The 21347-nt window shown below is 61.6% G+C and carries 17 protein-coding genes; 10 read left to right on the top strand and 7 right to left on the bottom strand.

Features of this window, described 5'->3' with window-relative positions; all coding sequences use genetic code 11:
• Positions 1–9: 9 nt before the first annotated feature.
• Genes ACODSV_RS07970 through ACODSV_RS07945 form a run of 6 tightly spaced genes read right to left on the bottom strand, consistent with a single transcriptional unit; the run spans position 10 to position 7378 of the window.
• The gene (locus tag ACODSV_RS07970) at positions 10–1020 is read right to left on the bottom strand and encodes a chemotaxis response regulator protein-glutamate methylesterase (protein ID WP_150055186.1); all 1011 of its coding nucleotides are present in this window, start codon (positions 1018–1020) and stop codon (positions 10–12) included.
• Positions 1017–3296, bottom strand: coding sequence for a hybrid sensor histidine kinase/response regulator (locus ACODSV_RS07965; RefSeq protein WP_150055185.1), 2280 nt, complete (start codon positions 3294–3296; stop codon positions 1017–1019). Before ACODSV_RS07965 ends, ACODSV_RS07970 begins: the two co-directional genes overlap by 4 nt.
• Positions 3293–3991 (bottom strand): chemotaxis protein CheW, encoded by a 699-nt coding sequence (locus ACODSV_RS07960; protein ID WP_024073782.1) that lies wholly within the window; start codon positions 3989–3991, stop codon positions 3293–3295. The genes ACODSV_RS07965 and ACODSV_RS07960 overlap by 4 nt, the downstream gene beginning before the upstream one ends.
• Positions 3988–5247 (bottom strand): CheR family methyltransferase, encoded by a 1260-nt coding sequence (locus tag ACODSV_RS07955; RefSeq protein WP_150055183.1) that lies wholly within the window; start codon positions 5245–5247, stop codon positions 3988–3990. The genes ACODSV_RS07960 and ACODSV_RS07955 overlap by 4 nt, the downstream gene beginning before the upstream one ends.
• A complete protein-coding gene (locus tag ACODSV_RS07950) occupies positions 5244–5756 on the bottom strand; it encodes a chemotaxis protein CheW (protein WP_024073780.1) in 513 nt (170 codons plus the stop codon). The genes ACODSV_RS07955 and ACODSV_RS07950 overlap by 4 nt, the downstream gene beginning before the upstream one ends.
• On the bottom strand, positions 5756–7378 hold the full coding sequence (locus ACODSV_RS07945) for a methyl-accepting chemotaxis protein (RefSeq protein WP_024073779.1): 1623 nt from the start codon (positions 7376–7378) through the stop codon (positions 5756–5758). Before ACODSV_RS07945 ends, ACODSV_RS07950 begins: the two co-directional genes overlap by 1 nt.
• Before the next feature lie 217 nt (positions 7379–7595).
• Here ACODSV_RS07945 and ACODSV_RS07940 point away from each other — a divergent pair, with 217 nt between their 5' ends.
• Together ACODSV_RS07940 and ACODSV_RS07935 are read left to right on the top strand one after the other, a co-directional pair.
• Positions 7596–9059, top strand: coding sequence for a PAAR domain-containing protein (locus tag ACODSV_RS07940; RefSeq protein WP_150055047.1), 1464 nt, complete (start codon positions 7596–7598; stop codon positions 9057–9059).
• Positions 9056–9667 carry a hypothetical protein gene (locus tag ACODSV_RS07935; RefSeq protein ID WP_150055046.1) on the top strand — a complete coding sequence of 204 codons (612 nt, stop codon included), beginning with the start codon at positions 9056–9058 and terminating at the stop codon, positions 9665–9667. Before ACODSV_RS07940 ends, ACODSV_RS07935 begins: the two co-directional genes overlap by 4 nt.
• Positions 9668–9962: 295 nt before the next feature.
• Here the strand turns inward: ACODSV_RS07935 and ACODSV_RS07930 are convergent, their stop codons facing one another.
• The gene (locus tag ACODSV_RS07930; protein WP_150055044.1) at positions 9963–10670 is read right to left on the bottom strand and encodes a tellurite resistance TerB family protein; all 708 of its coding nucleotides are present in this window, start codon (positions 10668–10670) and stop codon (positions 9963–9965) included.
• A gap of 191 nt (positions 10671–10861) precedes the next feature.
• Here ACODSV_RS07930 and ACODSV_RS07925 point away from each other — a divergent pair, with 191 nt between their 5' ends.
• From ACODSV_RS07925 to ACODSV_RS07890, 8 genes are all read left to right on the top strand, one after another.
• Positions 10862–11773: a LysR family transcriptional regulator gene (locus tag ACODSV_RS07925; protein ID WP_024073777.1), complete on the top strand. Its 912-nt coding sequence runs from the start codon at positions 10862–10864 to the stop codon at positions 11771–11773.
• 133 nt (positions 11774–11906) lie between these two features.
• Positions 11907–13364 (top strand): gamma-aminobutyraldehyde dehydrogenase, encoded by a 1458-nt coding sequence (locus ACODSV_RS07920; RefSeq protein ID WP_190300960.1) that lies wholly within the window; start codon positions 11907–11909, stop codon positions 13362–13364.
• Positions 13365–13437: 73 nt separating this feature from the next.
• A complete protein-coding gene (gene ydcS / locus ACODSV_RS07915; RefSeq protein ID WP_150055042.1) occupies positions 13438–14589 on the top strand; it encodes a putative ABC transporter substrate-binding protein YdcS in 1152 nt (383 codons plus the stop codon).
• 199 nt (positions 14590–14788) lie between these two features.
• Complete coding sequence (locus ACODSV_RS07910) at positions 14789–15823, top strand: ABC transporter ATP-binding protein (protein WP_024073774.1); 1035 nt, start codon at positions 14789–14791, stop codon at positions 15821–15823.
• A gap of 1 nt (position 15824) precedes the next feature.
• A complete protein-coding gene (locus tag ACODSV_RS07905) occupies positions 15825–16754 on the top strand; it encodes an ABC transporter permease (RefSeq protein WP_150055122.1) in 930 nt (309 codons plus the stop codon).
• Complete coding sequence (locus tag ACODSV_RS07900) at positions 16744–17553, top strand: ABC transporter permease (protein WP_024073772.1); 810 nt, start codon at positions 16744–16746, stop codon at positions 17551–17553. Before ACODSV_RS07905 ends, ACODSV_RS07900 begins: the two co-directional genes overlap by 11 nt.
• Positions 17554–17722: 169 nt before the next feature.
• Complete coding sequence (locus tag ACODSV_RS07895; protein WP_024073771.1) at positions 17723–19147, top strand: gamma-aminobutyraldehyde dehydrogenase; 1425 nt, start codon at positions 17723–17725, stop codon at positions 19145–19147.
• Positions 19148–19685: 538 nt separating this feature from the next.
• Positions 19686–21311: a glucan biosynthesis protein D gene (locus ACODSV_RS07890; protein WP_150054281.1), complete on the top strand. Its 1626-nt coding sequence runs from the start codon at positions 19686–19688 to the stop codon at positions 21309–21311.
• Positions 21312–21347 lie beyond the last annotated feature (36 nt).

The following is a 21347-nucleotide window of genomic DNA, read 5'->3' as shown; positions in this document are numbered from 1 at the left end:
AGGTACGGATCATTTTGCAAACACCTCCAGCAATCGGGGCGCAATTCTATCCAATGGGCGAATTTCAACAGCAGCATCAATCGCCGCCGCCGCTTTGGGCATGCCATACACCGCCGAACTCTGCTGGTCCTGGGCGATGGTCAAATATCCTTGTTCACGCATCAATTTGAGGCCCTGGGCTCCGTCACGGCCCATGCCGGTCAGCAATACGCCGACGGCATCACCATTCCAGTGGCTGGCGACGCTTTCGAAAAACACGTCGATGGACGGCCGGTAAATTTCGTTCACCGGCTCTGCGGTATAGGCCAGCGTGCCATTTTTCAACAGGCGTATATGGTGGTTGGTGCCGGCCAGCAGCACCACGCCGCTTTGTGGCGGCTCGCCTTCGCGTGCCAGGCGCACCGGCAGGCCGGAGGCGCTGCTCAACCACTCGGCCATACCGGCGGCGAACACCTGGTCCACATGCTGCACCAGCACAATGGCGGCGGGAAAGTCCTGGGGCAAGCCCTTGAGGAGGATTTCCAGGGCAGCCGGCCCACCGGCCGAGGAACCGATCGCCACCAGGCTCTGGCGTTTGCCGGTGCTGCGCGGGGCTGCGGTTTCGGCGCGTACGCGGCTGCCACGCTGGCCAATCAGCCAGCCAATATTGAGGATCTTGCGCAACAACGGCGCCGCCGCGTCCTTGGGGTTGCCCACGCCGAGCGCCGGTGTATCCACCACATCCAGGGCACCATGGCCCATGGCCTCGAACACACGACTGACATTGGCCTGGCGGTCGACCGTGACGATCACGATCGCGCACGGGGTCTCGGCCATGATCCGCCGGGTGGCCTCCACACCGTCCATCACTGGCATGATCAGGTCCATCAGGATCAGGTCCGGCGTCAGTTCGGCGCAGCGCTGCACCGCTTCGAGGCCATTGCTGGCAACCCACACCACCTGGTGCGCGGGCTCGAAACTCAAGGCACGGCGCAGGGCTTCCACGGCCATGGGCATGTCATTGACGATCGCAATCCTCATGCCCGGGCCCCTCCAATCAGTTCCACCACGGCGTCCAACAGGGCGTCGTCGTGAAAGCTGGCTTTGGCCAAATAATAGTCGGCGCCAGCGTCCAGTCCCCGACGTCGGTCCTCTTCGCGATCCTTGTACGACACCACCATCACCGGCAACGATTGCAAGCGCGTGTCACGCCGCAGGAGTGTGACCAATTCAATACCGTCCATGCGAGGCATATCAATGTCAGTGATCAGCAGGTCAAAGTCTTCCGAGCGCAAGGCGTTCCAGCCGTCCATGCCATCGACCGCCACGGCCACTTCATAACCGCGATTGAGCAGCAATTTGCGTTGCAACTCGCGCACGGTGAGCGAGTCGTCGACCACCAGCACCCGCTTGCGTGGCGCTTCGGTGGCCTGCTGGCTGCGCCGGGCGATACGCTCCAGGCGGCCGGTGTTGAGCAGTTTGTCCACCGAACGCAGCATGTCTTCGACATCGACGATCAAGACGACCGAGCCATCGTCCAGCAAGGCGCCGGCAGAAATATCCTGGACCTTGCCCAGGCGATCATCCAGCGGCAACACCACCAGGGTGCGCTCGCCGACAAAACGCTCCACGGCAATGCCGTACACCGCATCGCGCTCGCGAATCACCACCACCTTCAGGGTTTCGTCATTGCTTTGCCCCGGCGGGCGCTGCAGCAACTGGCTGGCCGCGACCAGGCCGACATGCCGGCCTTCGTGCCAGAAGTGCTGGCGCCCTTCCAGTTGCACAATGTCGTCGGGGGCCAGGTCGCACATGCGCTCGATGTGGGCCAGCGGAAAGGCATAGGCTTCTTCGCCGACTTCCACCACCAGGCTGCGCACCACCGACAGGGTCAACGGCACTTCGAGGTGGAAACGACTGCCCTGCCCCGGCGTCTGCTCCAGCACCACCGCACCCCGCAATTGGCGCACCATATGCTGCACCGCGTCCAGGCCGACCCCGCGCCCGGACACCTCGGTGACCTTGTCCCGCAGGCTGAAGCCCGGCAGGAACAGGAACGTCAGCAGTTCTTCTTCGCTTAGGCGCAGGGCGGTGTCCAGCGGGGCCAGGTGCCGATCGACGATGGTGGCGCGCAGACGCTCGAGGTCGACGCCACTGCCGTCGTCGCTTAACTCCAGCACCAACAGCCCAGCCTGATGGGACGCGCGCAGGCGGATCAAGCCCTCTGCCGGCTTGCCCGCGAGCAGGCGCTGTTCGGGCAGTTCAATGCCATGGTCGACGGCATTGCGCAGCAGATGGGTCAGCGGCGCTTCGAGCTTTTCCAGCACGTCGCGGTCGACCTGGGTTTTTTCGCCCTCGATTTCCAGGCGCACCTGCTTGCCCAGGCTGCGGCCGAGGTCGCGCACCATGCGCACCTGCCCGGCCAGCACATCGGCGAACGGGCGCATGCGACAGGCCAACGCGGTGTCGTAGAGCACTTGGGCGCGTTGCCCGGCCTGCCAGCCGAACTCATCCAGCTCGGCGGTTTTTTCTGCGAGCAGGGCCTGGGCTTCACTCAACAGGCGCCGGGTGTCAGCCAGGGCTTCCAGGGCTTCGAGGGGCAAGCCGAGGGGCTTGAGGTGGCCATCGAGATGGTCCAGGGCGCGCGCACTGTTGCTCTGGATCCGCTTGAGGCGTTGCAGGCTGGCCAGGTAAGGCTTGAGCCGCTGGGTTTCCACCAGGGATTTGCTGGACAGGTCCAACAGGCTGTTCAGGCGCTCGGCGGTGACCCGCAATACCCGCTCGCCCCCTTCGGTCATGCGTTTGTTGTGGCGCGGTGGCTCGCCGATAACAGGCGGCGCGGGCTCGGGTTCAGGCGGCAGCGCCTCGACCACAGGGGCGGGAACCGGTACCGGCTCCGGCGGTGGGGCGACTTTCGCCACGGGCTGCGACGGATCGAGCAAGCGCTCCATCAACGCCACATAGGCCTCGATATCTGCCGGCCCCACGGTGTTGCCCGGGGTGGCGATGCGCATCAGCAGGTCGGTGCCTTGCAGCAGCGCATCGATATGCTCGGGTTGCAGGTACAGGCGACTTTCCTGGGCGCTGACCAGGCAATCCTCCATGACATGCGCCACGCTGACCCCGGCGTCCACACCGACAATCCGCGCGGCCCCCTTGAGCGAGTGCGCGGCACGCATGCAGGCCTCGAGCTGGTCGGCTTGGGTCGGGTTGCGCTCCAGGGCCAGCAGGCCCGCGTTCAAGACCTGGGTCTGCGCATCGGCTTCCAGGCTGAACAGTTCCAGCAGCGAGGCATCACGCATCTGGTCGGGGGTCATGTGAGGCTCCGGGTCACGGCAGACAACAATTGCGCCTCATCCAGCCAACGCAGGCTGCGGCCTTTCCACTGCAACACCCCTTGGGTGAAGCGAGCGCTGGCCTGGGTGCCGGAGGCCGAGGCTGCCTTCAAGGTACGCTCATCGATGGCGTGGATGCCGTCGACTTCATCCACCGGCACCACCACCGGACCATCCTGCGCGGCGATGATCAACATGCGCGGCATGCTCCGCCCATTGCTGGCGCTGGTGCCGGCGGCGTCCAGGCCCAGCAGTTCCACCAGCGACAGGCACGCCACCAGCGCGCCGCGCACATTGGCCACACCGAGCAACGCCCGGGAGCGCTGGTGCGGCAGGGAGTGAATCGGTTGCAACGGCGCCACTTCCACCAGGCAACGGGTGGCGATACCCAGCCATTCTTCGCCGAGGCGGAACATCAGCAACGAACGGGTGACGATATCCTGATCGAGTTCGACCGCTGCCCGGCGGTGGTCGTCCTGTTGCAGGGCGTAGCGGTCCAGCAAGCGCGTGGCGGCGGCGGAGTACACCGCGCAGTTGCGGCAGTGAATATGATCGGCCAGCAGTGGGCAGGACTTGTCGCCATGGATGCCGATACGGTTCCAGCAATCATCGATGGCCTGGGTGTCGGCCAGGGTCAGGTCCAGGCCGGCGGTGTCGAGTGCGTCAGGGCTACTCATCGTTTGGACTCACTGTCAGCTCGCTCACTACGGGCAGCACGCGCCTGCAAGCGGCGTGCCCCCGCGCTGTCGCCCTGGGATTCGAGTAACGCAGCCAGGTGCATCAAGGCCTGCGCGTGCTGCGGTTCCAGATACAAGGCTTTTCGATAATACCCCTGGGCTTCCAGGGCGCTGCCGGCCACATCACTGAGCAGCCCCAACCAGTAGAACACCTGGGCGACCGGTGGGTGGGCATTCAAATAACGTTCACAGGCCGCACGGGCCTCGGCGCTTTTGCCCTCGTTGGCCAGGGTGGCGATCTGGCTGAGCAAGTCACCGGCCTCGGATGGCGGCGCCTTGATCGGCACGCCATGGGGGCGAACCGTGCTGAAGGGGCGTGGCTTGAGCGGAATCGGTGCAGCACTGCGCGGCGGCGCCGGCATGGGCCTTGGCACAAAGGCCGGCTCCGGTTGGTCCGGCGCGCCCTGCCGACTGAAGGCGAACGACTGCGGCACCCCAATCGAGCGCATGCCATGGCGGCCCAGCAGGCTGCCCTCGGCCGGGCCGATAAACAGCACGCCGTCCACGTGGGTCAGGGCCTTGAGCACGTCGAACACTTGCTTTTGCGTCGGCTGGTCGAAATAGATCAGCAGGTTGCGACAGAACACAAAGTCGTAGCTGGGCTCATTCGCCAGCAATCCGGGGTCGAGCAGGTTACCGACTTGCAGGCGTACCTGTTCGCGTACGCGGTCGGCGATATGGAACCCGTCGGCGTGCTCCACGAAGTGGCGCTCACGAAAGGTCAGGTCCCCTCCCCGAAAGGAGTTCTTGCCATATACGCCGCGCCGGGCACGCTCCACCGACAGCGGGCTGACGTCGATGCCTTGCACCTTGAATTGGTGCGGTGCCAGCCCGGCGTCGAGCAAGGCCATGGCGATCGAATAGGGCTCTTCGCCGGTGGAACACGGCAGGCTGAGGATGCGCAATGCGCGCATTTGCTTGATCTCGGCCAGGCGGGCGACCGCCAGCCGCGCCAGGGTCGCGAAGGATTCGGGGTAACGGAAAAACCAGGTTTCGGGGACGATCACTGCTTCGATCAGCGCTTGCTGTTCATCATGGGAACGTTGCAGGTGCTGCCAATATTCATCCGCCGTCTGCGCCTGGCTCACCTGGCTACGCTGGCGCACGGCACGCTCGATGATCGCCTCGCCGACCGAAGCGACGTCCAGGCCGATGCGTTGCTTCAGGAACGCAAAAAACCGTGGGTCGTTGCTCATAGGCTTTGCTCGGCGGAAAACAGCAAGGCGCGCACTTCATCGGTGAGCAATTCGTTGACGCCGATCCACTGCATCAAGCCCAAGGCATCTTCACGCACCGGCCCCAGGTACGGCGCCGCGCGGTTGTCCAGGCCGTACGGCTTGAACTCCCCCAGGTCGCAACGCAGGGTGTCCGTGGCTTGTTCCAGGATCAGCCCCAGCCAGCGCGCCTGGAGCCAGGGTTCGGGCTGGTAATTGACCAGCACCAAGCGTGTGCTGGTGCGGACCTGGGCCGGTTTGCCGAAGGCCAGGGCGCTCAGGTCGATAACCGGCACCATCGCGCCCCGATGGGCAAAGATGCCTGCGACCCACTGCGGTGCATGGGCGATGGGTTTGAGCAGCAGGCGCGGCAGCACCTCGGCCACCTCAGTGGCCCTGAGGGCATAACGCTCGTCACCGATGTGGAACACCAGGAACAAGGCCTTTTTCGCTGCCGGGACGGCGCCGCGTTTAGCCGCGAGGTCGCTCATCAGACTTTGAAACGCGACACGCCGCTGCGCAGACCGACCGCCACCTGGCTCAGCTCATCGATGGCAAAGCTGGCCTGGCGCAAGGACTCGACGGTCTGGCTGCTGGCATCGCCCAGTTGCACCAGGGCGTGGTTGATCTGCTCGGCACCCGTGGCCTGGGCCTGCATGCCTTCGTTGACCATCAACACCCGCGGCGCCAGGGCCTGCACCTGATGGATGATCTGCGAGAGTTGTTCGCCCACTTGCTGCACTTCGAACATGCCCCGGCGCACTTCTTCGGAGAACTTGTCCATGCCCATCACCCCGGCGGACACCGCCGACTGAATCTCGCGCACCATCTGTTCGATATCGTAGGTGGCCACGGCGGTCTGGTCGGCCAGGCGCCGTACCTCGGTGGCCACCACGGCAAAGCCCCGACCGTACTCACCGGCTTTCTCGGCCTCGATGGCCGCGTTGAGGGACAACAGGTTGGTCTGGTCGGCGACCTTGACGATCGTCACGACCACCTGGTTGATGTTGCCGGCCTTCTCATTGAGGATCGCCAGCTTGGCGTTGACCAGGTCGGCGGCGCCCATCACCGAGTGCATGGTCTCTTCCATGCGCGCCAGGCCCTGCTGGCCGGAACCGGCGGCGACCGAAGCCTGGTCGGCAGCCGTGGACACTTCGGTCATGGTACGGACCAGGTCCTTGGAGGTGGCCGCGATCTCCCGCGAAGTGGCGCCGATTTCGGTGGTGGTTGCCGCGGTTTCAGTGGCTGTGGCCTGCTGCTGCTTGGAGGTAGCGGCAATCTCGGTGACCGAGGTGGTGACCTGCACCGACGAACGCTGTGCCTGGGCAACCAGGGCAGTCAGCTCGGTCATCATGTCGTTGAAGCCGGTCTCCACCTCGCCGAACTCGTCCTTGCGCGCCAGGTTCAGGCGTTTGCTGAGGTCACCGGTACGCATGACGCCGAGGATTTCGACGATGCGATGCATCGGCGCCATGATCGCGCGCATCAACAACAGGCCACACAGGCCGGCGGCGAGGATGGCAACGATCAGCGACACCGCCATGCTGATCTTGGCGGACAGCACCGCGTCGTCGATGGCCGCCGTGGCCCGGTCGGATACGTCCTTGTTTTCAGTGATGATGTCGTTGAGCTTCATGCGCCCTTCGGTCCAGATCGGCGTCAATTGCTCTTCAAGCAACACGTTCGCCCCCGGCAGGTCGTTGGCCTCAATCCGAGCCAGCACCTCGGCCAGCGCTTTGTTGTAGTTGATGTGCGACGCCTTGAAGTTATCGAACTCCATGCGGTCAGCCTGGCCATGAACGGTTTTTTCATAGCTGGCCATCAGCAGTTCAATGCGCGTTTCGAAAGACTTGTAGTCGGTCTTGTCGGAACTGGTGAGGGTCTTTTCGTCGCGCAAGCCAATGATGTCGACAGTCAGCAAATAGCTGTCGACCCACGCGCTGCGAATCATCGAACTGAGGTAAACCCCGGGGACCGCATCGTCGCGGACCGATTCCTGGCTGGCTTCGATCTTCAGCAACCGTGAGTAGGACACCACGACCATCAGCAGCATTATCGCGATAATGACCGCAAAGCTCGCCAAAATTCGCTGGCGCAAGGTCCAATTCTTCACAGTATTTCCTCGAAGGGCCATTCAAATGGAGGGGAGTATAGCTGAGCAGAAGCCCTCATTTATCAATGGGTTTTGATGGAGGGCGCACAGAATACAAAAACATCCCGGGTGAGTTATTGCAGAACCAACCTACACCAGCCCAAGAAGCGTCTGACTATTAGGCTTTTCTTAGCTCCCCTAGCGTGCTTGTCCCAGTTAACAAAAGGACATATCTGGCATGCGACGCTATTTTATTACCCGAGGAGCGAAGACCACAGCTGGCGGTACCGTCGTCGGCGGCTTGGAAAACTTCAGGATCAAGCAGGTCGACATTGCACTTGAGGGCCACGAAGTGCTTTGCCCGGCTTGTAAAACCACGGGAACCATCGTCTGTGTCGGGCCGCGCCGGAGCCAGTACGCGCGGGGGCGAAAAGTGGCGCTCTCGGACGATATCTGCCTGTGCAAATGCGACCCGCCCCCTCACCTGATCACCGACCAGTTCGAGCGGTATCAGACCCTTACCGCCGAAGATACTTCGGTAGAGTGCAAAGCCGCGCCCCCTGTATTGCGTCCTTCGCAAGTTCAGGTGACAACGCCTCGAACAACGCCCACCTCAGCCTCAAGGCCCACTACTCCGACATTCAGCGAGGTGCTCGATTCATCCTGCGAGCGCAATTGGCGCTTCTACCAGAAGCAGGCAGAGGATGTGGTAGCGCCGGGCGGCAAGCTGATCGCCGACCCCAGGTTGCGCAATCGACTTATCAACTCCGCGTACGCCCACCTCTGGCGGCTCGATAACCGTTTTCAGTGGGCGGGCCTTGCGGCGTTTGCGTCCAAGCAAGTGGGGTGTGGCTTGCTGCATGCGGCTGACTCCATCGAGAAGATTCAGGTGGAATACGAAGCGGCGCAGCAGTTGAGGAGGAGCGCCCGGAAAGGGGTGTGGGGGTTGTTCAGCGCCGAGGAGCGTGAACGGCGGGCAAAACTGCGGGAGTACGAGCAACGGCAGCGCGAATACGTGCAGGCCGCCCGCAATAACCCAATGCCTAATGTTGATTGGCGGGGTGAGGGCGAATCGTTATCGAGCGTGCAGCAGCTTTATCAGCATGTGTACGAGATGATGGCGATGGGGAATACCACACTGTTTTTGGATGTATTTCCGTTGCATGCGTTTTATAGGGATCGGGGGTTGGGGTTGCTTGAGACTTGTCTACGGTCTCGCAAAAACATTTTTGAACATGGTCAACCGCCTGTACTGTGGCCCATTGGCAACGACGTACTGGAGTTTGGTACGAGCCACGGTGAAATCCTGCAAGCATTCGAAGCCATTGACGCGGGCAATATTGAAGAAAGTGTTGTGCATTTGGCTTGGCACGAGCAACGAAATATTCTCCAACCGACAATGTATACCGACCAAAAGCTGGTGGCCCTGCTGCGTAGCAACCATTTTTCCTACGTCACAGGCATACCGTCCGGTGTCGCCCAAGCCATTGAACTGACGCTGGCAAGCCAATGCCGAGCTGTTAATGATGACCGAACTATTGAGTTCAGTAACAACCCCGCCGCTAACTTGGCCGATATCGATCAACGCATGGCTTTCGTGCTCAAGGCTGCGGCGCAGTTCGACAAACTATTAAATAGTGATGAACGGTATCGAATTGAAGAAGCGCTGGAAGATGTCGCGGAAGGCCGGGGTGTCCGATGAAAAGGCTATCAACAGTGAATTGGCAGAATGCCGCCCTTACACTGCTTGCTTCGGCACTAATGGTGGGAATGATACGTTTCTTTACCAGTACGCCAGAAATCGCATTGGTACTTGGCGAACCCTGGGAGGATATGCGTCAGCGATCTAACGTAAGCATCGGCCCTGCTGTCGCTGGATACTATTGGGGAGCGATACCGAAATCTGATGCTCGCCTGCGCTTCATAGACCCTCAGTATGGATTCGTAAGCCCGCCTGCTCGTTTCTTTATGATTAGATACAACGATATGCGAGTCGCGGATCTCAGCTTGTCCCCTCAAGTAGAACCACTACTGCTCGACGACACCCTCAAAGTCGTTCTGGACCTGCAAGAGCAGTGGCGCAAAGGTGGCTGGATCCCCATTCATGTAAAAGACGGTCCACCCTTCGCCGACACCCCTGAATGGCGCGCCCGCTTGCGGAACGTGAACCAGGGTGGTACGTCTTTTTGGCAGGCCGGTAAAAAATACCAAGTAATGCTGGTGGTTAATCGTTTCAGAGACGTTCGAAATCCCACTGAAGAACGCTATCTCATCAAGTTGCAACTGGCCGCACCCTGGATACCGCAATGATCAAATACCAACATAGGCGACACAGCGGGCTGGGGACGGAGTGGCGGGTAGAAAACAAATACCACGTGATGTTGGAGGTGGGTCGTCTCAAAGACTATCGGCATCCCGCAGAAGAGCGCTCCCTCATCACACTCGAATTGGCCAGACCTGGGGGTTTGCCACTACCCCGCCTCTGATGAGACGACGCAACCTGATTGGGCAATTCAGTACCGTACTTCTTGGATAGTTCCCAATGCAAATGTGAGAAGTGGGCTTACTCCCTCTCACATTATTTGGATTTGCATACACTCAGTGGCTATGGGTTAAGCCGTACCTGCTTTTCCAGCTCAACCTTCAAGCCAGGCTCGAGCTTCAATTGCCGCGCCAACTCATCCAGATAGGTCTTCTCCATAAAGTTTTCCTCATCCACCAGCATCACACTGGCGATGTACATCTCGGCGGCCATTTCCGGGGTACTGGCGGCACGGGCCACATCGGCCGGGTCCAGGGGTTTGTTCAGCTCGGCATGCAGCCAGCTTTGCAATTCGCGGTCGTTGTCCAGCTTGGTGAACTCCCCTTCGATCAGCGCGCGCTCGCGCTCATCCACATGCCCGTCGGCCTTGGCCGCCGCCACCAATGCCTTGAGGATGCCTTGGCTGTGTTGCTCGACCTGGGCCGGCGGCAGGCGGTCGATGGTTTGCGGCTCGCCTTGGGGCGCGCCGGCCTGTTGCGCCTGCCAGTTACCGTAGGCTTTGTAGGCGATCACGCCCAATGCCGCCAACCCGCCATAGGTCAGGGCCTTGCCGCCAAACTTGCGGGCTTTTTTATTGCCCAGCAGCAGGCCCATGGCCCCGGCCGCCAGGGCTCCACCACCGGCGCCGCCGAGCAAGCTGCCGAGCCCGCCACTGCCGAGCAACCCGCCGAGGGCACCTTGGTCGTCGGATTTGCGCTGGCCACCGGCCTTGTTCTGCAACATGTCCTGACCAGACTTGAGCAGTTGATCGAGTAATCCACGGGTATTCATGCGTAGCCTCCAGACACCAGGGTTCGTAGGACCAATAGGCTCCCAGCGTAAAACTAAGCGCCAAAAAACCCCGATCTAGAGTGCTTCCAGATGTAACGCAGTGCTTACGGCTTGAAGCTTGCAACTGCCGTTCGCATAAACCGATATACACTCGAGAAAATCGATAAAAACACCCCACTGGTAATTCCAGCATGATGACCTTGCGTCAAATCCGCCATTTCATCGCCGTGGCCGAGACCGGCTCGATCTCCGCCGCCGCGCAGACCGCGTTCATTTCCCAGTCCACACTGACCCTGGCGATCCAGCAACTGGAGCAGGAAATCGGCGTCAACCTGTTCAACCGCCACGCCAAGGGCATGACCCTGACCCACCAGGGTCATCAGTTCCTGCGCCAGGCGCACTTGATCCTGGCCACCGTCGACAACGCCAAGCGCAGCCTGCAACAGAGCACCGACCAGGTCGCCGGACAATTGATCATCGGCGTGACCAGCCTGGTGGCCGGCTACTACCTGGCCGACCTGCTCACCCGTTTCCAACGCGCCTACCCCAATGTGGAAATCCGCGTAATGGAAGACGAGCGCCCGTACATCGAGCATTTGCTGGTCAGCGGCGAGATCGATGTGGGGGTGCTGATCCTCTCCAACCTCGAAGACCGCCACGCCCTGCAGACCGAAGTGCTCACCCACTCGCCCCACCGCCTGTGGCTGCCGGCGCAACATCCACTGCTGGAGCACGACAGCATCAACCTCGCCGATGTCGCGCGCGAGCCGTTGATTCAGTTGAACGTCGATGAAATGGGCCACAACGCCCAACGCCTGTGGGCCGGTGCCGGGCTGCATCCGCGCGTGACCCTGCGCACGGCATCCACCGAAGCGGTGCGCAGCCTGGTGGCGGCGGGCCTGGGTGTGTCGATCCAGCCGGATATGACGTACCGCCCCTGGTCCCTGGAGGGCGACATTATTGAAGCGCGGCCCATCGCCGACCTCAGCCAGACCCTCGATGTCGGCCTGGCCTGGCGCCGCGGCACGGCGCGACCGGCGCTGGTCGACCCGTTCCTGACCGTCGCGCGTGAGCAGCCACACCCGCGCAAGCCATCTATTTAATCGAATGCGGCATTCAGTATTTAGTATTTGTTGACCTCGCGTCTGACCTCTAGTCTCTGTTCATCCCCTAAGAGAAAGGTCAGGCCCTCGTAAGAGAACGCCCATGGCCACACAAGAAAAGAGATCGAGAAAAATGTCCGGCGCGCCCACCCCGCTGCTCACTGCGTTGCTGATCGACGGCGAACTGGTCCAGGGCCAGGGTTTTGCCGAGCCGATCCTCAACCCGGCCACCGGCGAAGTCCTTACCCAGATCGCCGAAGCCAGCGCCGAGCAGGTCGAAAGCGCCATCCTCGCCGCCCACTGGGCGTTTGCCGGCTGGTCGCGGACCACGCCGCAGCAGCGGTCGAACATCCTGCTGGGCATTGCCGAAGCCATCGAGAAACAGGCCGACTACCTGGCCCGCCTCGAATCCCTGAACTGCGGCAAGCCGTTGCACCTGGCGCGCCAGGATGACTTGAGCGCCACCGTCGATGTGTTCCGCTTCTTCGCCGGGGCCGTGCGGTGCCAGACCGGCCAGCTCAGCGGCGAATACCTGCCGGGCTACACCAGCATGGTGCGGCGTGATCCGATTGGCGTCGTTGCCTCCATCGCGCCATGGAATTACCCGCTGATGATGGCCGCATGGAAGATCGCCCCTGCGCTCGCCGCGGGTAATACATTGGTATTCAAGCCCTCGGAACACACGCCGCTGTCGATCCTCGCCCTTGCCCCCGTCCTTAAAGCGCTGCTGCCACGCGGGGTGATCAATATTCTGTGTGGCGGCGGCGAAGGGGTGGGCAGCCATCTGGTCAGCCACCCGAAGGTGCGCATGGTGTCACTGACCGGCGACATCGTCACCGGGCAGAAAATCCTCCAAGCCGCGTCCAAAACCCTGAAACGCACGCACCTGGAATTGGGCGGCAAGGCGCCGGTGATCGTGTGCAACGACGCCGACTTGCAAGCCGTGGTCGAGGGCGTGCGCGCCTACGGTTACTACAACGCTGGCCAGGATTGCACTGCGGCATGCCGCATCTACGCCCAGGCGGGCATTCACGACAAACTGGTCGCCGACCTCGGCGCCGCCGTCAGCAGCCTGCGCTTTGCGGGCAAGCGCGATGCCGACAACGAACTCGGCCCGCTGATCAGTACGCGCCAGCGCGACCGCGTCGCCAGTTTTGTCGAACGCGCCCTCGGCCAACCGCATATCGAGCGGATCACCGGCGCCGCCGTGCATTCCGGCGCAGGCTTTTATTACCAGCCGACCTTGCTCGCCGGCTGTAAGCAGCACGATGAAATCGTCCAGCGCGAAGTGTTCGGCCCCGTGGTCACGGTGACGCGCTTCGAGGAGCTGGAACAGGCGGTGGATTGGGCCAATGATTCGGAATACGGCCTGGCCTCCTCCGTGTGGACCCAGAACCTGGACAAGGCCATGCAAGTGGCGGCGCGCCTGCAATACGGCTGCACCTGGATCAACAGCCATTTCATGCTGGTCAGCGAAATGCCCCACGGCGGCTTGAAGCGCTCGGGGTATGGGAAAGATCTGTCCAGTGATTCGCTACAGGACTACAGCGTGGTGCGCCACATCATGGCGCGCCACGGCCAGCACCTTTAAAACAACAACTAAGCTCATGCGTCACCGGTTGCACAAAACTGCCCCGACCATAATTAAAGAAGAGGGAACCCCCATGTCCGCGCACAAGACCGCACTGCTCAGTGCCCTGACCACCGCGCTGCTGGCGAGCGTCAGTCTCCACGCCGCCGAGCCGCTCAAGGCGGTGGGCGCTGGTGAAGGCCAGTTGGATATCGTCGCCTGGCCCGGCTATATCGAACGTGGCGAGAGCGATAAAGCCTACGATTGGGTCACAGGTTTCGAGAAAGAAACCGGCTGCAAGGTCAATGTGAAAACCGCCGCCACCTCTGACGAAATGGTCAGTTTGATGGCCAAGGGCGGTTACGACCTGGTCACCGCGTCGGGCGATGCGTCGCTGCGGTTGATCGTCGGCAAGCGTGTGCAGCCAATCAACACCGCATTGATCCCCAACTGGAAGAGCATCGACCCGCGCCTGAAAGATGCGCCTTGGTACGTGGTCGGCCAGCAAACCTACGGCACGCCGTACCAATGGGGCCCGAACGTGTTGATGTACAACACCAACGTGTTCAAGACCGCACCCACCAGTTGGAGCGTGCTCTTCGAGGCGCAGAACCTGCCGGACGGCAAGCCGAACAAAGGTCGCGTGCAGGCGTATGACGGCCCGATCTACATCGCCGATGCGGCGCTGTACCTCAAGTCGACCAAGCCGGAACTGGGCATCCAGAGCCCGTATGAGCTGACCGAAACCCAGTACAAGGCGGTGCTTGAGCTGTTACGCGCCCAGCAACCGCTGATCCACCGCTACTGGCACGACACCACCGTGCAGATGAGTGACTTCAAGAACGAAGGCGTGGTGGCCTCCAGCGCCTGGCCTTATCAGGTCAACGGCCTGGTCAACGAGAAGCAGCCGATCGCCTCGACTATTCCCAAGGAAGGCGCCACCGGCTGGGCCGACACCACCATGTTGCACAGCGAGGCCAAGCACCCGAACTGCGCCTACAAGTGGATGGACTGGTCGCTGCAGCCGAAGGTCCAGGGCGATGTCGCGGCCTGGTTCGGCTCGCTGCCGGCGGTGCCGGCGGCCTGCACCGGCAGCGAACTGCTGGGTGCCGAGGGTTGCAAGACCAACGGCTTCGACCAGTTCGACAAGATCGCCTTCTGGAAAACCCCGCAGGCTGAAGGCGGCAAGTTCGTGCCGTACAGCCGCTGGACCCAGGACTACATCGCGATCATGGGCGGCCGCTGAGGCTTCCCAGACAACATAGGCCTCCTGTGGGAGGGGGCTTGCCCCCGATTGCGATGTGTCAGCCAACCTATCTGTCACTGAACCACCGCTATCGGGGGCAAGCCCCCTCCCACATTGACCGCATTCATAGATGTTTTGATTTTTCAGAAGTCCAGGCCGGGCCGCTGCGACGACCCGCGCCTTTTGGGAGCACCGCACCATGACGCTTGCAGTCCAATTCACCCACGTCTCCCGGCAGTTCGGCGAAGTGAAAGCCGTTGACCGGGTTTCCATCGATATCCAGGACGGCGAGTTCTTTTCCATGCTCGGCCCTTCCGGCTCCGGCAAGACCACTTGCCTGCGCCTGATTGCCGGGTTCGAGCAGCCGAGCGCAGGCTCGATCCGTATTCACGGCGAGGAAGCCGCGGGCTTGCCGCCGTATCAGCGCGACGTCAATACCGTGTTCCAGGATTACGCGCTGTTCCCCCATATGAACGTGCTCGACAACGTGGCCTATGGCCTGAAAGTCAAAGGCGTGGGCAAGCCCGAACGCCTCGAGCGCGCCGAAGAAGCCCTGGCCATGGTCGCCCTCGGTGGCTATGGCGAGCGCAAACCGGTGCAACTCTCCGGCGGGCAACGCCAGCGCGTGGCCCTTGCCCGCGCCCTGGTCAATCGCCCGCGCGTATTGCTGCTGGACGAACCCCTGGGCGCGCTCGACCTCAAGCTGCGCGAGCAGATGCAAAGCGAGCTGAAAAAGCTGCAACGCCAACTGGGCATCACCTTTATCTTCGTCACCCACGACCAGACCGAAGCCCTGTCGATGTCGGACCGCGTGGCCGTGTTCAATAAGGGTCGCATCGAGCAGGTGGATACGCCGCGCAATCTCTATATGAAGCCGGCCACCGTGTTCGTCGCCGAGTTCGTCGGCACCTCCAACGTGATTCGCGGTGAACTGGCCCAGCGCCTCAGCGGCAGTGCGCAGCCGTTCTCGATCCGCCCGGAACACGTGCGGTTCGCCGAAGGCCCGTTGGGGGCTGGCGACGTGGAGATCAGCGGCCTGTTGCATGACATTCAGTACCAGGGCAGCGCCACCCGCTATGAATTGAAACTGGAAAACGGCCAGGCGCTGAACATCAGCCAGGCCAACAACCAGTGGCTGGACATCAGCAGCGGCCATCAGGTCGGCCAGCCCATCACCGCCCGTTGGGCGCGGGGAGCCATGACTCCGCTGACCGATATCGCAGGCGAGGTCTGACATGAGCCAGGCCCTTTCCCAACCACCGATGCGCAGGTTTTCCAACCTGCTGTACCGCAAGCCCAACCTTTACCTGGCGATGCTGCTGGTGCCGCCACTGATCTGGTTCGGCGCGATCTACCTGGGTTCGTTGCTGACCCTGCTGTGGCAAGGCTTCTATACCTTTGACGATTTCACCATGGCGGTCACCCCGGACCTGACCCTGGCCAACTTCGCCGCGCTGTTCCAGCCGTCGAACTTCGACATCATCCTGCGCACCCTGAGCATGGCGATCGTGGTGTCGATCGCCAGCGCGATAGTGGCCTTCCCGATTGCCTACTACATGGCGCGCTACACCACGGGCAAGACCAAGGCGTTCTTCTACATCGCGGTGATGATGCCGATGTGGGCCAGCTATATCGTCAAGGCCTATGCCTGGACCTTGCTGCTGGCCAAGGGCGGTGTGGCGCAGTGGTTCGTGCAGCACCTGGGCCTGGAGCCGGTGTTGCAGTTCGTGCTGGGCATTCCCGGCGTGGGCGGCAGCACCTTGAGCACCTCACACCTGGGGCGGTTCATGGTGTTTGTCTATATCTGGTTGCCGTTCATGATCCTGCCGATCCAGGCCTCGCTGGAGCGTTTGCCACCGTCGCTGCTGCAAGCCTCGGCCGATCTGGGCGCCAAGCCGCGCCAGACGTTCATGCAGGTGATCTTGCCGCTGTCGGTGCCGGGGATTGCCGCCGGTTCGATCTTCACTTTTTCGCTGACCCTGGGCGATTTCATCGTGCCGCAACTGGTCGGCCCACCGGGTTACTTCGTCGGCGGCATGGTGTATGCCCAGCAAGGCGCCATCGGCAATATGCCCATGGCCGCGGCGTTCACCCTGGTGCCGATCGTGCTGATCGCGGTGTACTTGTCCATCGTCAAACGCCTGGGGGCCTTCGATGCACTCTGAAAAATCATCACTCGGCTTGAAGATTGCAGCCTGGGGCGGCCTGGTGTTCCTGCACTTTCCGATCCTGATCATCTTCCTTTACGCCTTCAACACCGAAGAAGCCGCGTTCAGCTTCCCGCCCCAGGGCTTTACCCTGAAGTGGTTCAGCGTGGCCTTCGCCCGGCCCGACGTGCTGGAAGCGATCAAGCTGTCGCTGCAAATTGCAGGCATCGCCACCCTGATCGCCATGGTGCTCGGCACGCTCGCGTCGGCCGCCCTGTATCGCCGTGAGTTCTTTGGCAAGCAAGGCGTGTCGTTGATGCTGATCCTGCCGATTGCACTGCCGGGGATCATCACCGGTATCGCCCTGCTGGCAACGTTCAAGACCCTGGGCATCGAGCCGGGGATGTTCACCATCATCGTCGGCCATGCGACCTTCTGCGTGGTGATCGTCTACAACAACGTCATCGCCCGCCTGCGCCGCACCTCCCACAGCCTGATCGAAGCATCGATGGACCTGGGCGCCGACGGCTGGCAGACCTTCCGCTACATCATCATGCCCAACCTCGGTTCGGCGCTGCTGGCCGGCGGCATGCTGGCGTTTGCGCTGTCGTTCGACGAAATCATCGTCACCACCTTCACCGCCGGGCACGAGCGCACCTTGCCGCTGTGGCTGCTCAACCAGCTCAGTCGCCCACGGGATGTACCGGTGACCAACGTGGTGGCGATGCTGGTGATGATCGTGACGATGTTCCCGATTCTGGGGGCCTATTACCTGACGCGCGGCGGTGAAAGCGTGGCCGGTAGTGGCGGTAAATAACTTTTTTATTGAAGGCACCGCGCTCAAATGTGGGAGGGGGCTTGCTCCGATGGCGGTACATCAGCCCCCCATGTGTTGACTGACACACTGTTATCGGGGGCAAGCCCCCTCCCACATGTGAACCCGGTTCTTTCAGTGACATAACAATAGTGTTGAGGAGGATTGAACCATGCAAACCAAACTCTTGATCAACGGCCACCTGGTCGAAGGCGAAGGCCCGATCCAAGCCATCTTCAACCCGGCACTCGGCCGCGTGCTGGTGGAAATCAAGGAAGCCAGCGAAGCCCAGGTCGACGCCGCCGTGCGCGCCGCCGATGCGGCCTTTGAAAGCTGGTCGCAGACCGCGCCCAAGGATCGTTCGCTGTTGCTGCTCAAACTGGCGGACGTGATCGAAGCCCATGGCGAAGAGCTGGCCAAGCTGGAATCGGACAACTGCGGCAAGCCTTACAGCGCGGCGCTGAACGACGAGATCCCGGCGATTGCCGACGTGTTTCGTTTCTTCGCCGGCGCCAGCCGCTGCATGAGCGGTTCGGCCGGCGGCGAATACCTGCCCGGCCACACCTCGATGATCCGCCGCGACCCGGTGGGCGTGATCGCCTCCATCGCGCCGTGGAACTACCCGCTGATGATGGTCGCCTGGAAGATCGCTCCAGCCCTCGCTGCGGGTAATACCGTAGTGCTCAAGCCATCGGAACAAACCCCGCTGACCGCGCTGCGCCTGGTCGAGCTCGCGTCGGAGATATTCCCGGCCGGCGTACTCAACCTGGTTTTCGGTCGTGGGCCTACCGTGGGCAACCCCCTGGTGACTCACCCGAAAGTGCGCATGGTGTCGTTGACCGGCTCCATCGCCACCGGTGCGAATATCATCGCCAGCACTGCTGACAACGTGAAGCGCATGCACATGGAACTGGGGGGCAAGGCCCCGGTGATCATCTTCAATGACGCCGATATCGATGCCGCCGTCGAGGGCATTCGCACCTTCGGTTTCTATAACGCGGGCCAGGATTGCACGGCCGCCTGCCGCATTTATGCGCAGGCCGATATCTACGACGCCTTTGTCGAAAAGCTCGGCGCCGCCGTCGCCAGCATCAAGTACGGCTTGCAGGATGACCCCAGCACCGAGCTGGGGCCGCTGATCACCGCACAGCACCGCGACCGTGTCGCCGGGTTTGTCGAACGCGCCATGGCGCAGCCGCATATTCGCCTGGTCACCGGCGGCAAGGCGGTCGAAGGCAACGGTTTCTTCTTTGAGCCGACGGTGTTGGCTGATGCGCAGCAGGATGACGAGATCGTGCGCCGCGAAGTGTTCGGGCCGGTGGTGTCGGTGACCAAGTTCACCGATGAGGCGCAGGTGCTGGGCTGGGCCAATGATTCGGACTACGGTCTGGCGTCATCCGTATGGACGGCCGATGTGGGGCGCGCCCATCGCCTGGCCGCTCGTTTGCAATACGGCTGCACCTGGGTGAACACCCACTTCATGCTCGTCAGCGAAATGCCCCACGGCGGCCAGAAGCTGTCGGGGTATGGCAAAGACATGTCCATGTATGGGTTGGAGGACTACACCACGGTTCGCCATGTGATGTTCAAGCACTGATCCACGCCCAAACGCTTTAACGCTTTAACGCTTTAACGCTTTAACGCTTTAACGCTTTAATTGTAGGAGCGAGCTTGCTCGCGAAGAACGCAAGAGCACCGCGGTCAATCAGAATGTCCGCGTTATCGTTGACGTTCTTCGCGAGCAAGCTCGCTCCTACAGTTGAAACACCTACAGCGATAAAACCCAGGTTTCCCCCATGGACATCACCCACCGCGACGTCCTCAACGACGTCGCCATCTCCCTTCCCCGGTTAGAGATGTAAACGATGTCCCCGGTTTATACCGGTTGCTCCCTCCCACCTTTGGATCTTCATAATGGTTGGGTAATGTGTTCACTCACAGCCCGGAAATGTCTTGTTTCATATGCGGCGCCATCACCCCGACATCAATCATTTTTCCTACGTCATAGAACCGCTTAAGCTATCCGGCGTCTGTTTAATGTCCGTTGCGTTTGGTCGAAGGCATGTCCGAACCGTTATTTTTGATCCGTTACGTGCCAGGAACGGCGCTGGATTTGCTCACGACAGGTTGTGTCTATGCACCGCAGGAATTTGCTTAAAGCATCCATGGCCATTGCGGCTTACACCGGATTGTCAGCCAGTGGCCTGCTGGCCGCGCAGGCCTGGGCCGGGAACCGTGCCGCCGACGGCAAGGCCGTGGCGTTCGATTTCGAAACGCTGAAGGCCCAGGCCAAACAGCTCGCCGGGACCGCATATAAAGACACCAAACAGGTGCTGCCGCCGACACTGGCGACCATGACCCCGCAGAATTTCAATGCCATCGGCTACGACGGCAAGCATTCGCTGTGGAAGGAGTTGAACGGCCAATTGGACGTGCAGTTCTTCCACGTTGGCATGGGCTTCAAGACGCCGGTGCGCATGCACAGTGTCGACCCGAAGACCCGGGAAGCCCGCGAAGTGCATTTCCGCCCTTCGCTGTTCAACTATGAAAAAACCACGGTCGACACTCAGCAACTGACCGGCGACCTGGGCTTCTCTGGCTTCAAGCTGTTCAAGGCACCGGAACTGGATCGCCACGACGTGCTGTCGTTTCTCGGCGCCAGCTACTTCCGCGCGGTGGATTCCACCGGCCAGTACGGCCTTTCCGCACGAGGCCTGGCGATTGATACCTACGCGAAAAAGCGCGAGGAGTTCCCCGACTTTACGCAGTTCTGGTTCGAAACCCCGGACAAGGACGCCACGCGTTTCGTGGTCTACGCCCTGCTCGACTCGCCGAGTGCCACCGGCGCCTATCGCTTTGATATCGACTGCCAGGCCAACCAGGTGGTGATGGCCATCGACGCCAATATCAATGCGCGCACCGCCATCGAACAACTGGGTATCGCGCCGATGACCAGTATGTTCAGTTGCGGCACCCACGAACGGCGCATGTGCGACACCATCCACCCGCAAATCCACGACTCGGACCGCCTGGCGATGTGGCGTGGCAATGGCGAGTGGATTTGCCGCCCATTGAACAACCCGGCCAAGCTGCAATTCAACGCCTTCGCCGACACCGACCCGAAAGGTTTCGGCCTGGTGCAGACCGACCATGAGTTCGCCAGCTACCAGGACACCGTGGACTGGTACAGCAAGCGCCCAAGCCTGTGGGTCGAACCCACCACCGCCTGGGGCGAAGGCTCGATCGACCTGCTGGAAATCCCGACCACCGGCGAAACCCTCGACAATATCGTGGCCTTCTGGACGCCGAAAAAACCCGTGGCGGCCGGCGATTCGCTCAATTATGGCTACAAACTGTACTGGAGTGCCCTGCCCCCAGTGAGCACGCCGTTGGCGCAAGTCGATGCGACTCGTTCCGGCATGGGCGGCTTCATCGAAGGGTGGGCACCGGGCGAGCATTACCCGCCAGTTTGGGCACGCCGTTTCGCCGTGGACTTCAAGGGCGGCGGCCTGGATCGCCTGCCACCCGGCACCGGTATCGAGCCCGTGGTCACCTGTTCCCATGGTGAAGTGAAAGACTTCAGCGTGCTGGTGCTCGACAACATCAAGGGCTACCGCATTCTGTTCGACTGGTACCCGACCAGCGACAGCGTGGAGCCGGTGGAACTGCGCTTGTTTATCCGCACCCAGGACCGCACCTTGAGCGAAACCTGGCTGTACCAGTACTTCCCGCCGGCACCGGACCAACGTAAGTACACATGATGCACTGACCTGAACATGGGCGCGGGCTTGGTGTGG

The sequence above is a fragment of the Pseudomonas sp. FG86 genome, assembly GCF_057808775.1.
Note: the sequence above shows the minus strand (reverse complement) of the source record. Positions and strands in the feature narration are given on the sequence as shown.

Coding starts and splice junctions, on each gene's coding strand:
- ACODSV_RS07970 (WP_150055186.1), bottom strand. CDS start 1,020: ATGAGGATTGCGATCGTCAATGACATGCCCATGGCCGTGGAAGCCCTG.
- ACODSV_RS07965 (WP_150055185.1), bottom strand. CDS start 3,296: ATGACCCCCGACCAGATGCGTGATGCCTCGCTGCTGGAACTGTTCAGC.
- ACODSV_RS07960 (WP_024073782.1), bottom strand. CDS start 3,991: ATGAGTAGCCCTGACGCACTCGACACCGCCGGCCTGGACCTGACCCTG.
- ACODSV_RS07955 (WP_150055183.1), bottom strand. CDS start 5,247: ATGAGCAACGACCCACGGTTTTTTGCGTTCCTGAAGCAACGCATCGGC.
- ACODSV_RS07950 (WP_024073780.1), bottom strand. CDS start 5,756: ATGAGCGACCTCGCGGCTAAACGCGGCGCCGTCCCGGCAGCGAAAAAG.
- ACODSV_RS07940 (WP_150055047.1), top strand. CDS start 7,596: ATGCGACGCTATTTTATTACCCGAGGAGCGAAGACCACAGCTGGCGGT.
- ACODSV_RS07935 (WP_150055046.1), top strand. CDS start 9,056: ATGAAAAGGCTATCAACAGTGAATTGGCAGAATGCCGCCCTTACACTG.
- ACODSV_RS07930 (WP_150055044.1), bottom strand. CDS start 10,670: ATGAATACCCGTGGATTACTCGATCAACTGCTCAAGTCTGGTCAGGAC.
- ACODSV_RS07925 (WP_024073777.1), top strand. CDS start 10,862: ATGATGACCTTGCGTCAAATCCGCCATTTCATCGCCGTGGCCGAGACC.
- ACODSV_RS07920 (WP_190300960.1), top strand. CDS start 11,907: ATGTCCGGCGCGCCCACCCCGCTGCTCACTGCGTTGCTGATCGACGGC.
- ydcS (WP_150055042.1), top strand. CDS start 13,438: ATGTCCGCGCACAAGACCGCACTGCTCAGTGCCCTGACCACCGCGCTG.
- ACODSV_RS07910 (WP_024073774.1), top strand. CDS start 14,789: ATGACGCTTGCAGTCCAATTCACCCACGTCTCCCGGCAGTTCGGCGAA.
- ACODSV_RS07905 (WP_150055122.1), top strand. CDS start 15,825: ATGAGCCAGGCCCTTTCCCAACCACCGATGCGCAGGTTTTCCAACCTG.
- ACODSV_RS07900 (WP_024073772.1), top strand. CDS start 16,744: ATGCACTCTGAAAAATCATCACTCGGCTTGAAGATTGCAGCCTGGGGC.
- ACODSV_RS07895 (WP_024073771.1), top strand. CDS start 17,723: ATGCAAACCAAACTCTTGATCAACGGCCACCTGGTCGAAGGCGAAGGC.
- ACODSV_RS07890 (WP_150054281.1), top strand. CDS start 19,686: ATGCACCGCAGGAATTTGCTTAAAGCATCCATGGCCATTGCGGCTTAC.